The following is a 10937-nucleotide window of genomic DNA, read 5'->3' on the forward strand; positions in this document are numbered from 1 at the left end:
AATAAGCAAGCTAATGAGCGTAAGTTTCGTTTCGAATCTAGTTTTCAGAGAACAACACTCTGAACGAAGTGAAAATTGGTACATCACCGAGTGTGTGTATGATTTTCAATTCTCTAATTGATATGGAAAGAAGGTAAGCTTCGATCCAATCGCGTTTGGTGGCGATGGCGGAGGGGTTCCACACGTACCCATCCCGAACACGACCGTTAAGCCCTCTAGCGCCGATGGTACTTGGACCGCAGGGTCCTGGGAGAGTAGGACGCCGCCAAGCGAACTCTTTCATCATACATAGAAAACAGGCTCTGCATGTGGACGTTGTACGATGAGTTGCATTTGCTGTGCAAATGCATATTATTCCCTGATAGCTCAGTTGGTAGAGCACTCGACTGTTAATCGAGTTGTCACAGGTTCGAGTCCTGTTCGGGGAGCCATTTGCTCTCATAGCTCAGTAGGTAGAGTGCATCCATGGTAAGGATGAGGTCACCGGTTCGATCCCGGTTGAGAGCTCTGTAAATGGGGCCCGTTGGTCAAGGGGTTAAGACACCTCCCTTTCACGGAGGTAACAGGGGTTCGAATCCCCTACGGGTCATAGCAATATTCATTGCTTAATTAGGGATGTAAATCCCAAAGATGGAGGCTTAGCTCAGCTGGGAGAGCATCTGCCTTACAAGCAGAGGGTCGGGGGTTCGATCCCCTCAGCCTCCACCATCTTTCTTATTGGGGATTAGCCAAGCGGTAAGGCAACGGACTTTGACTCCGTCATGCATAGGTTCAAATCCTATATCCCCAGCCATTTATGAGTCATTAGCTCAGTTGGTAGAGCACCTGACTTTTAATCAGGGTGTCGAAGGTTCGAATCCTTCATGACTCACTTTTATTACATGCGCGTGTGGCGGAATTGGCAGACGCACTAGACTTAGGATCTAGCGTCTTTGACGTGGGGGTTCAAGTCCCTCCACGCGCATCCTTTATTTGCGGAAGTGGCTCAGCGGTAGAGCATCGCCTTGCCAAGGCGAGGGTCGCGGGTTCGATTCCCGTCTTCCGCTCCAATATTTGCGCCCTTAGCTCAGCTGGATAGAGCGTTTGACTACGAATCAAAAGGCCGGGAGTTCGAATCTCTCAGGGCGCGCCATTATTTTCTTTCATATCGGGATGTAGCTCAGCTTGGTAGAGCACCTGGTTTGGGACCAGGGGGTCGCATGTTCAAATCGTGTCATCCCGATTTTCGTTTATGCGGGTGTAGTTCAATGGTAGAACTTTAGCCTTCCAAGCTAATAGCGTGGGTTCGATTCCCATCACCCGCTTTATACTTTGTAAGACCTAAAACCCTTGCGCCACAAGGGTTTTTTCTTTACCCTGAATTCGACAAATGACTAGACTATTTTTGTTTATGGGGCAACTCATGGGGCAAATCTCAATCTTTTAGGATCAAATACCTCTAAACGGTCTGCTGCCTCTCTGGAGATCATGTCAGACGAATGGGTGTAGATATCCGCAGTTGTTCCGATCTTGGTGTGCCTCAATCGCTCCTGCATAGTTTTCAAATCCGCGCCACTCTCTCTGAGCAACATGGCAGCCGTGTGGCGCAGTCCATGTAACTTGACGTGTGGAATTTCCTTCTTGAGTAGAAACTTCCGCCAGGTGCTGGTGGGGGTTGTAGGGAAATACATTATTCCTTTTCCGCCATGGAATACATACGATTTAGATCCACCTGCCCAATCCTTGCACTGTAACTTTTCCTTTTTCCAACTCCGTTCGTATTCTTTGAGGTGAGCCATGTACCACTTCGGCATAGCTACCCACCCCTCGGATTCTTCTGTCTTTACTTCACCTTCAATCTTTTTCCCGTTCTTATCAAATGTGATCTGCTTATCGATCCAGATAGCCCCTCGATCATGATCAACGTCAGTCCACTCTACGGCCAACATTTCCCCTCGTCGGAAGCCTCCAAGGAGTGACCCGGTAAAATATAGCCTCCATCTATCTGGGAGGTCGTAGAGAGCCAGCAGGACCGTTTCTGTTTCCGAACTATTGAATGCCTTCTTCACACCACGCATAGCCTTCTTCTCCTTCTTGCTAGTTTGTGGTCTCTTAACGCCATCTATTGGGTTCTTCGCAATCAGCTCCCAATCATGGGCAGCGTCAAAAACTGACTTGGCCGCTTTATAGATATTCAATTTTGTATTGGTAGCGAACTCTTTTTCGTTCTCGCGCTTCAGTTCTCCGAAAAAGGTGACGAGCTGCAGGGTTGTTATTTTACTGATTTTCAGATGGCCAAACTCTGGAACTACATATTTGTTGAGGTTATACAGGTTCACGTTCTGTGTGTATTCGCCCATATTCCCTGTAGCATATCCTTTTTCCCATTTTGGGATAAAGTCCTTAAAGGTGATATCCTCCTGTTTAACTACCTTTCCCGCTATTACTTGTTCACTCCATTTAGCTTCTTCAAGCGCAAGCCAGGCTTCTTTCTTCTTTTCCGACTTTGATCGTGCAATCTCCTCAGGCATATACACGGTAACAGACCTTTTGGGTCTGGAAGCCTTTGAAGGATCTCTTTCAACGATCTTATACTTATTAGCTCCAAGATGTTCATTCCAAGCCATGTACTTCTTCCTTTCTGAGTATTGTTATGAGTTTTTCTTATTTCCATTTACATGAAAATCACCTCCACAAAGTGAACATATGTTCTATTTTTAGGCATTAAGAAGCCAACCTACTAGAGAGAGACTCCATTTTATAGGGGATTGTTATTTTTGGGTAGTTACCTTTTTTTTCTTTGAAACCTTACAAAGTCTTTAAATTGTTTTATTGTTTCTAATTCTTCATCTGTCCAATCTTCTCTATCGTATTGAGAGGAGATTCTATCAGGAACTTCTACCGCTGTATCTCGGTTTCCATAAAATTGTTTAGGGATGGCTCCGCTGTAGAGATCGTATTTTAAGAGAAACTCAAAATAATTCATTCCGAATTTTTTAACAATTCGATGCAACAGGGTTTCGCTTAATCCATTGTTTTCTTCTATACACGCTCTGATCTCATTTGGTAAAGCTCCAGTCGCAGCAGATAGGTCAATCACTTCGAGACCTAAATTTTTCATTTCATTAGCTATTGCTTCTCCTATACCATCCACATCATCCAATCCCAAGAGATAATCAGAAGAGACATTAAAAATTCGTGCCATCTTAGCAAGTGCATCAGATGGAGGAGTAACTCTTCCAGCTTCATAGTTAGCAATATTTGTTCGCTTATAACCGAGTTTTTCTGCTAAATCATCTTGAGAAAGACTACTGCGAGATCGTTCTATTTTTATACGTTGACCTGTGATTGAGGACAAAGTGCTCACTCCTGAAAAAAAGTTATTTAAAATGACGCCCTCTGGGTTGACGTGTTTATAAATGACGTGTATATTTAAGGTGTCATTAAAAAGCACGAAAGGGGAGCTGTTAATGAAAATAGACGCTGAGCTGAAACGCCGTGAAGCATTTAAAATAGCTCGCTCGAGAAAAAAGGTTTCTCAGCGGGAAGCATCTATTGCTCTAAATATAAGTGAAAGTCACTTTAGAAATATCGAGAGCGGTCGTGGAAACCCGGATGCAGTTTTGCTTTTTAGGATAGCTAGATATTTTGGTGAGACTCCAGAAAATATGTTTCCTGACTTAGCTATCGCATAAATCTTTTGAATGTCATTATTATAAACCGTTATTTAAAATGACGCAAGTGTTGCTGGATTTTTTTATGGTCTATAGGGGGAGGGGAGTGTTCTTGACATCAACGGTATCATTTATTGAAGTCATTCGAGCAGACATTAAACGTGAACTTCGTGAGGAGCTTTTGTCAGAATTACAGCCGGAACTTGAGCGTATGATCTACGCCAATGTGTTTGAAGTGAAGGAAGCTGCCCGTTATTTGAAAGTATCGACATCGACGCTTCGGCGTATGGTGAAGGACAGAGAAATCGACCACTTCCGTATTCGGGATGTACTACATTTCCGTCAAATTGACTTAGACAATTATGTTAGCGGCCTTATCGTCAAGCAGAGTGCTGGAGGGAGCTGAGAGCACATGGAGCGCAACATAAATAATTTTGGGACATATGACATTAATGCATGCGGAGAAAAGCTCACGCTTCCTGAACTTGCTCGAATCTGGTTTAGGAACCCTCTCCAACATGCCATCCTTGTGCGCAACATCATGAGGGAATCCAGGGGACAAGCGAGGCGTTGAATCGCTGTTACTAATCAACACTGTATTGTAACGAGAAACACTGTACTGGATAGTTTTTAGAAAATCAAAGGAGGACTTTTACATGGTTAATTCAACGAAGTTGAGCACTGCTGAATGCAGAGCGTTATCTGGCAAAATCACGTTGAGGGAAGCACGATTAAACTGTGGGTTCAAGGTAGAAGAAGTGGCAGCAGAGACAGGAATTAGTTTGGTAGAATTGGCACAGATCGAAGAAGACGCAAGCGAAGTATCGTCTCACCTGATACTAACGCTCATAGCGCTATACAACACGGATTGGAACCATATCTATGCAGGCCGAGCCGAAGACGTATATCGGGCGCGTGAATACGTAGCTGATTTCAGTGATGTTGGAGTGATTTCGAGTATTAAAGCCGAAGTGGCTTCAATAAGCAACATGGTGACACAGGAACGCTATTCGCGTCAATATCTCTCCCGTTTGATTAGAGACGTCTTTCAGGATCTTCACGACCATGAAAATAAATTGCTTCGTCCATTCATAGCTAACCGTGACAACGCAAGGGGAGGAAAACAGCGTGAAGGTTGACCTTGAAAGACTGTATGCAATCACAAATATCAAACAGGACATCGTGTTGTTAGCAGCTAACATTGAAAACGGCGAGACAGATTCCATTCTTGAAGTATCGGATCGACTCAGAGAGATTTTATTAGACATTCACGAGTATGAAGATTCTTTAATGAAGGCCAGGGTAGAAATACAGTGAGATAAGAAAGAATAAGGTCTTCCCTAAACTTAAACTCAGGAGACGATAATTGAGCTATAAGTTCAGTTTTCCATAGCCTGATGGAATCGGGTTGAAGGAGGTGAAAACAATATGGCAAGGCCAACGAAAGAAGGATTGGATTATTTTCCACTGGATATCAACATTGATCAAGATGACAAGCTTGTTGTCCCGATCGCCAAGTTTGGAATGCAAGGTTTGGGGATCATCGTAAAAATCATGATAGAAATTTATCGTAACAGTTATTTTTACGCATGGGGTGAACGTGAACAACATGTATTCGCTAATCGAGTAAATGTTGACATTAACCTTGTAAACGAGGTCATTAATGAATGCATAAAATGGAGTTTCTTCAATCAGAAACTGTTTAATGCCTTTGGAATATTGACATCGAGAGGTTTTCAGAAGAGATACATCGAAGCGTCCAAACGCCGTAAGAACATTACGTTTATTGACATATATGTGCTTGTTGATTTGGAGGAAGCTGTCAAGAAGATTTCCAATCCAATCTATGTCGTTAATTCAGACGGTAACCAAGTTAATGTATACATTAATCACGATAAAAGTTCCGTTCAGGTGACACAAACACCACAAAGTAAAGTAAAGGAAAGTAAAGTATATCAAAGTAATAAAAACATACGTGTTGATCCCCCTGACGGTGAATCACACGTTGCTGGCTATCATTCCGACTTTGAGCAATTTTGGGACGAGTTTCCCAAGCGTAGACGGCGGGACAAGGCGAAGGCGTATGACATCTGGCAACGCAAAATTAAAACCAGTGAGCGTGAGACGTTAATCCAATGCACACGACATTATGCGCAAGACGTGCAGGCCATTGGCAGAGAGGGGGAATATGCTAAGATGCCGACCTCATATCTGAACGCTGGAACATACAAGGATTATTTGCAGGGAGCTATTCAGAGAGATCCTTCAGCAGTTCTGACGCAGGAGGACAAAAGGGGGGGAGCTAAACCAACATCCTTTGCTGACTTGGCTAAGGAGATGGAAAACGAGTGAATTCCCAAACGTTTGTGAATAAGGGAGGATATCTGGTGAATATTTCATGGTTTAAACCAAGTAAAAAGATGTTTATTATCGGAAAAAATGAAAAACCAGTCTCATGGATATGGAAAGGCTACTCAAAGGCTATTGAATCAGCTCCTGCCATTTCATCCGGGCCAAGTACGCGCAATACAGCAGGTCCAAGTACGAGTGAGACAACTGCATCAAACATCATATTCTCTTCCGGGCCAAGCAGCACTACAACTACAGGCCCCAAAAACATAAGTGGTGCTACTCAAACCGAAGGAACATACATCGGGCAGGGCGGTCACAATCATGGCATACCGTCTGGAACCGTATTTCTGGATGCTGACGGCATTCGAAGAACGTGGGTTCCATCGGGAAACCACAGTCATGCTATTAGCCTCGCTAACCACGAGCATGACATGCAACATCATCACGAGATACCCGGACATGTTCATCGTATGGAACACACTCATGACATGAATCACACGCATGAAGTCCCGGGTCACAGCCACGATATCTTGTATGGCATCTTTGAAGGGCCTAAACCTTCAAAAATAGTAATTCGCGTAAATGGGAATGTTGTTCCGTTTGAAGGGTTAGAGGGAGAAGGAATTGACATTATCCCTTTTTTGAGTAAAGACGATAAAGGGAAAGTCCATCGGGGAGCGTGGCACAGCATTGAGATTACGCCGAATGATCTGGGTCGTATAGTTGCTAGTCTTAATACTCAAATCTTTGTGAACTCCAGAGGGGGAGGTGACTTTTAAATGACACTAAACATTGTCTTTGCAGGAGAAAATTTTTCATTGGCGGCGGCGGATCATCGTCGTACAAAAATTGAAACTGGAGAATTTGTGGACGATGTGCAGAAGGTTGCTCGCATCAACAATCACGTCATGGCGGCGTACTCAGGTATTTATATTTCGGACCAACTCGGACAAATGAAGGGGTTAGCAGAAGGGATTATTACTGCTATCCGTAGGGAGCGAGGTGAGAGTCTGGATTGCTTGGGAGTAGAAGAGATTACTCAAATGTACAGTAAAGCAATGCGAGATGCTCAACTATTTGGAGTAAACAAAAATGAAATGGATGTGACATTCCATTTCACAGGACGGTTATCCAGAGGCGGTTTTGCAGTAGGGAGAGTGAGCAAACATGAAGATTTTGAACCGGTAGTGACTCTGCCTGGTCAGTGTAATGGACTTGCGTGGAGTTTGTCTATGGCAGATGTCAGCCCTAGCTCTTGGATTATAGGGCGGTTGGCCTCTATGACTGAGCTGAGTCGCGAGTCTGTGGCCCTGTTAACACAAGAAATGTTTCCATGGGTAGCAGCTAAGGATAAATATGTTTCTCCGACATTTAATGTAATTTCACTTTAGAAGATTACAAGAGGAGCGGTTATGCAATGAATAAGCAAGAAGTTTTAGCGAAGTATGGCAAGAAATTTGCCGCACCGCCAAAGGTTGGAGGGGTGCTAGAAGGAATCCATTATGCTACTGATGGCGCGGCCTATGTAACAAACAGGCATGTAGCGTTGATTGTTCGAGATGTACATCAATTGGAGCACCCCATAATTCTGCATGCCAAAACGGAAATGCCTATTGAGGGAGCTTATCCTGATATGAGCCAGATCATACCGACGTTCTTTTCAAAAGAGATCAAAGTTTACGAGGATATCAAAAATGTGCTTGTACGTGTGGCTGCTGCCGATGGTGTGGCAACTAGTATCAACAAAAAGGTTCCGGTTGCTCAAATTGAAGCAGAAAACGGTACAGTTAGACTTCTTGTGAACAGCTCAAGACATCATATTGAGTTTTCTACAGTATTAGGGAATACACCAGATGCTTTACAGATGGGAATTAACACGGAGCATCTTCTACTGGCACTTTCAGTTTTTGCAGATTCAATGGCAGATCAAGTATATGTGAGATCTAATGGCGGTATGGGCCGAATGATGATCACAGACAAGCAAGGTATAGAAGTGTTAATTCTCCCTCATCCATCGACTGGAGAAGGAAATGCTCCTAACAACGAGTGACGATGTGAGGAGAGCCGTCGTTTAGGTAACAAACAAGTTCTGAATATGGGGAGGTTGTGGAGATGAAGGCTGCTCAAGTAAAGAAACTAAATAAGAGAAGAGAACAAAAACGTATTGTAGATAGTAAAGTCAGAAAATTGAACAGACATATCCAACGCCAACAATTACGAGGTGAAAAGCACTTATGAGGAAAGAAACTCAGCAAAAACGTGGGCAACATATGAAGCTTAGTACACGTTCTGAAAAAAATGGACAGGAAATGACTATCGAAGGCTACTTTGCTCTGTATAATACGGAAACAGAATTGTGGCAGGGTGCTTATGAAGAGATCGCCACAGGAGCGTTTGACGGCACGCTCAGTAACGATGTTCGGGCATTAGTCAATCATGATACCACATTAGTCCTTGGACGCAACAAGGCTGGGACGTTAGAACTGAAGACTGATCCTAAAGGGCTGTGGGGAAAAATAAAGATCAATCCATCTGACGCAGATGCGGTGAGTCTCTATGAGCGTGTCAAGCGTGGAGATGTAGATCAATGCTCGTTCGGCTTCAATATACTCGAAGAGGATACGGATTACCGCAATGATGGCAGTGTAAAATGGACAATTCGAAAAATCGATCTTCACGAGGTTTCGGTTTGTACGTTTCCGGCTTATCAAGCTACTGGCATTCAAGCAAGAAAATCTAGCATTTACAAGCGACCTGAAAATTTGGAAGAACGCAAAGTTATGTTGCGAGAGAAACTGGAATTTATTCGGCGTGATTCTAAAAGAATGCAGTCTGAATCGAATCGGAGGGAGAAATATTAATGAGAAAAACTAATTTCGGTATGACAAGGGAACAACGTTTGGATTATCTTAATACTCGTGAGGTAAAAGATTTCTACGACAGATTGCGAGGGAAACTGAGTCAGACACGAGGAATTGTTGGGGCGGAGCTGACCATCCCTAAAACTATACTTGATCTTTTAAGTGAGAACCTTGAGTATTTCTCGAAACTCAAGAAGTATGTCCGTCTCAGAACGGTGAAAGGCGAAGGACGCCAGATCGTTTCTACTGACATATTGGAAGCCATATGGACAGACGCTGTACAGTTTTACGGCGAATTGAAAATTTCTTTTTCAGGAATTGAAGTAGAGGGTTATAGAGTCAGTGGTTTCATCTCATTAAATAATTGTCTGCTCGATGGCCCAACAATTGATTTTGCTAATGAATTGGAATATTTGTTAGGGGAAGCGATTGGTTACGCCTTGGATAAGGCTATTCTTTACGGAACAGGAGAGCGAATGCCGCTTGGTTTCATCACTCGGCTGGCTGACAAAGAGGACTCCCAAGAGCTTCTTATCTCCAATATTAAAAAAATAAATACTTCATCTTTGAGTAACGGGGAGTTCTTTAAAGCTATTTTAAGTGGACTGGCAAATGCGAAGATCAATAAGTCACGTAACGGTTTTGTTTTGGCTATGAATGAAACGACTTGGAAGGAATTGATTCTACCAGAATTTTTCTCAGTGAGTAGTGGAATACTCACAACAGAGACTGGAATACTGATCCCGGCGTTAGGAGCGCATGTGGAGTTCTTGAATTTTATTCCACACGGTGATATTGCGGGCGGGTATATGGATCAATATCTTCTTGTTGATTTTGGAAGAGGGAAGCTGAGCGTATCCGATCAAGTTAGATTTATGGAGGATGAGATTGCATTCAAAGGTTTCAAAGTATATGACGGAAATCCTATATACCCAGATTCATTTGTATTGCTGAATATCAATAATGAGGAACCAACAACGCAGATTGAGTTTGCAAAAGGTAACTAAGGTCTACTTAAATATTTTGAGTGATGGCAGCCATGGAGTATCGTGGTTGCTTTTTTTGTGTCGGAATCAAACAATGTGAACACTAGAAAAAGGGTGGGAATAAACTGTTCTGGAACGTGAGTTATCCATAAAAACAAGGTGTGGAACTGGTAAATTGGTGAAGCCGGAAACCCTTGATGCATATGGGTTTGTTGGTCCTTAAAGAGTTACCCACAATTTAAGATAAGGGTAATTCACTTTTATACAGAAAATGAATAAAATCATGGTTTCAGAAGCAGAGAATCATTAGGTTTTAGCAGAAAGAATGCCTCAGTGATGCGGTGTATCGGCTGAAAACTAATAATAAATCGGAACGAATATTTATGCATGGAGGGAGATATGGCCGGATCATTCTATAAATCAACCAAATGGAAGAGGAAGCGGGCGGTGATTTTACGTAGGGATGAGTACATGTGCCGACAGAGCATAAGGTACGGTAAGACCGAACCGGCTACCACGGTGCATCACATCTACCCATTCGAGTTTTACCCAGAGCTGGCGCTGGTTGAATGGAATTTAATCTCACTATCCGATAGGCAACATAACGCCATGCATGACAGGACGACCCACGAGCTGACAGAGCTTGGTCTTGCTTGGCAAGAGCGAGTGAGAGATAAGTTTGAAGAATGGCAGGGAAAGGAAAATTAATATTTTTCTGATATCCCCCCCACCCTGGGAGAAATATTTCTTAAGCCCGGGGACCGGGCAGGGGAGCCTTTTCCAATAGAGCGGGTCTCCAAAAGTTTTTTTGGGGAGTAATTTCGTAAACGTTTGGGATTTCTCCTATCGTGGTTCACCAATACCTAGAACATATCAGTAGTTACAAAAAAAGATAGCAAGAATAATTTAAACTTTGAATAATGGATAAGAGAGGAATAGAATTTACTTATTGATTATGTTTAAAAATATTAATTCTCTACTCAATTAGTACACGCGTGTTGAATAACCAATAAAAGGTAGAAAAAGAACCGCAGCCTCGGTAAAATGTTTGTACCCCTACAAACTCCGAAAGGTGGCGGTTCCAT

The 10937-nt window shown here is 43.0% G+C and carries 14 protein-coding genes, 11 tRNA genes and 1 rRNA gene; 24 read left to right on the top strand and 2 right to left on the bottom strand.

Translation table 11 applies throughout. The annotated features are described in order from the left end of the window. Positions 1 to 154: 154 nt before the first annotated feature. The 12 genes from rrf to DFQ00_RS28195 all read left to right on the top strand — a co-directional run bounded on the left by rrf (position 155) and on the right by DFQ00_RS28195 (position 1304). A 5S ribosomal RNA gene (rrf, locus tag DFQ00_RS28140) occupies positions 155 to 271 on the top strand. An 84-nt stretch (positions 272 to 355) separates the two neighbouring features. Further along, a tRNA-Asn gene (locus DFQ00_RS28145) sits at positions 356 to 431 on the top strand. Between the two features lie 3 nt (positions 432 to 434). Beyond that, positions 435 to 507: transfer RNA gene (locus DFQ00_RS28150), tRNA-Thr, on the top strand. Between the two features lie 10 nt (positions 508 to 517). After that, positions 518 to 589, top strand: a tRNA-Glu gene (locus DFQ00_RS28155). A gap of 43 nt (positions 590 to 632) precedes the next feature. Next, positions 633 to 708, top strand: a tRNA-Val gene (locus DFQ00_RS28160). A gap of 10 nt (positions 709 to 718) precedes the next feature. Then, positions 719 to 793, top strand: a tRNA-Gln gene (locus tag DFQ00_RS28165). Between the two features lie 5 nt (positions 794 to 798). After that, positions 799 to 871: transfer RNA gene (locus DFQ00_RS28170), tRNA-Lys, on the top strand. 12 nt (positions 872 to 883) lie between these two features. Then, positions 884 to 964: transfer RNA gene (locus DFQ00_RS28175), tRNA-Leu, on the top strand. A gap of 10 nt (positions 965 to 974) precedes the next feature. After that, a tRNA-Gly gene (locus DFQ00_RS28180) sits at positions 975 to 1049 on the top strand. A gap of 6 nt (positions 1050 to 1055) precedes the next feature. After that, positions 1056 to 1132: transfer RNA gene (locus DFQ00_RS28185), tRNA-Arg, on the top strand. Between the two features lie 16 nt (positions 1133 to 1148). Then, positions 1149 to 1222: transfer RNA gene (locus tag DFQ00_RS28190), tRNA-Pro, on the top strand. An 11-nt stretch (positions 1223 to 1233) separates the two neighbouring features. Continuing rightward, positions 1234 to 1304: transfer RNA gene (locus tag DFQ00_RS28195), tRNA-Gly, on the top strand. A gap of 96 nt (positions 1305 to 1400) precedes the next feature. Here DFQ00_RS28195 and DFQ00_RS28200 read toward each other — a convergent pair. Both DFQ00_RS28200 and DFQ00_RS28205 read right to left on the bottom strand, forming a co-directional pair. After that, complete coding sequence (locus tag DFQ00_RS28200) at positions 1401 to 2606, bottom strand: tyrosine-type recombinase/integrase (protein ID WP_110899707.1); 1206 nt, start codon at positions 2604 to 2606, stop codon at positions 1401 to 1403. Between the two features lie 158 nt (positions 2607 to 2764). Further along, on the bottom strand, positions 2765 to 3337 hold the full coding sequence (locus DFQ00_RS28205) for a helix-turn-helix domain-containing protein (protein ID WP_244214024.1): 573 nt from the start codon (positions 3335 to 3337) through the stop codon (positions 2765 to 2767). Between the two features lie 112 nt (positions 3338 to 3449). Between DFQ00_RS28205 and DFQ00_RS28210 the strand changes: the two genes are divergently transcribed. The 12 genes from DFQ00_RS28210 to DFQ00_RS28260 all read left to right on the top strand — a co-directional run bounded on the left by DFQ00_RS28210 (position 3450) and on the right by DFQ00_RS28260 (position 10560). Further along, the gene (locus DFQ00_RS28210) at positions 3450 to 3674 is read left to right on the top strand and encodes a helix-turn-helix transcriptional regulator (RefSeq protein WP_110899708.1); all 225 of its coding nucleotides are present in this window, start codon (positions 3450 to 3452) and stop codon (positions 3672 to 3674) included. A gap of 91 nt (positions 3675 to 3765) precedes the next feature. Further along, the gene (locus DFQ00_RS28215) at positions 3766 to 4059 is read left to right on the top strand and encodes a helix-turn-helix domain-containing protein (protein WP_244214025.1); all 294 of its coding nucleotides are present in this window, start codon (positions 3766 to 3768) and stop codon (positions 4057 to 4059) included. Positions 4060 to 4309: 250 nt separating this feature from the next. Then, positions 4310 to 4792 (top strand): helix-turn-helix domain-containing protein, encoded by a 483-nt coding sequence (locus DFQ00_RS28220; protein ID WP_110899709.1) that lies wholly within the window; start codon positions 4310 to 4312, stop codon positions 4790 to 4792. Further along, positions 4782 to 4970 (top strand): hypothetical protein, encoded by a 189-nt coding sequence (locus DFQ00_RS28225; RefSeq protein ID WP_110899710.1) that lies wholly within the window; start codon positions 4782 to 4784, stop codon positions 4968 to 4970. The genes DFQ00_RS28220 and DFQ00_RS28225 overlap by 11 nt, the downstream gene beginning before the upstream one ends. 135 nt (positions 4971 to 5105) lie before the next feature. Continuing rightward, entirely contained in the window at positions 5106 to 6005 is a 900-nt protein-coding gene (locus tag DFQ00_RS28230) for a DUF4373 domain-containing protein (protein ID WP_174812172.1), read from the top strand. A gap of 35 nt (positions 6006 to 6040) precedes the next feature. Beyond that, positions 6041 to 6784: a hypothetical protein gene (locus DFQ00_RS28235; RefSeq protein WP_146236236.1), complete on the top strand. Its 744-nt coding sequence runs from the start codon at positions 6041 to 6043 to the stop codon at positions 6782 to 6784. After that, positions 6785 to 7396 (top strand): hypothetical protein, encoded by a 612-nt coding sequence (locus DFQ00_RS28240; protein WP_110899713.1) that lies wholly within the window; start codon positions 6785 to 6787, stop codon positions 7394 to 7396. Between the two features lie 26 nt (positions 7397 to 7422). Further along, a complete protein-coding gene (locus DFQ00_RS28245) occupies positions 7423 to 8055 on the top strand; it encodes a beta clamp domain-containing protein (RefSeq protein WP_110899714.1) in 633 nt (210 codons plus the stop codon). 62 nt (positions 8056 to 8117) lie between these two features. Continuing rightward, on the top strand, positions 8118 to 8243 hold the full coding sequence (locus DFQ00_RS30245; RefSeq protein WP_279630441.1) for a hypothetical protein: 126 nt from the start codon (positions 8118 to 8120) through the stop codon (positions 8241 to 8243). Continuing rightward, positions 8240 to 8866 (top strand): HK97 family phage prohead protease, encoded by a 627-nt coding sequence (locus DFQ00_RS28250; RefSeq protein ID WP_110899715.1) that lies wholly within the window; start codon positions 8240 to 8242, stop codon positions 8864 to 8866. Before DFQ00_RS30245 ends, DFQ00_RS28250 begins: the two co-directional genes overlap by 4 nt. After that, the gene (locus DFQ00_RS28255) at positions 8866 to 9873 is read left to right on the top strand and encodes a phage major capsid protein (protein WP_110899716.1); all 1008 of its coding nucleotides are present in this window, start codon (positions 8866 to 8868) and stop codon (positions 9871 to 9873) included. Before DFQ00_RS28250 ends, DFQ00_RS28255 begins: the two co-directional genes overlap by 1 nt. 426 nt (positions 9874 to 10299) lie before the next feature. Beyond that, complete coding sequence (locus DFQ00_RS28260; RefSeq protein ID WP_244214026.1) at positions 10300 to 10560, top strand: HNH endonuclease; 261 nt, start codon at positions 10300 to 10302, stop codon at positions 10558 to 10560. Positions 10561 to 10937 lie beyond the last annotated feature (377 nt).

The organism is Paenibacillus barcinonensis (assembly GCF_003217495.1).
GTDB classification, from domain to species: Bacteria; Bacillota; Bacilli; order Paenibacillales; family Paenibacillaceae; genus Paenibacillus; species Paenibacillus barcinonensis.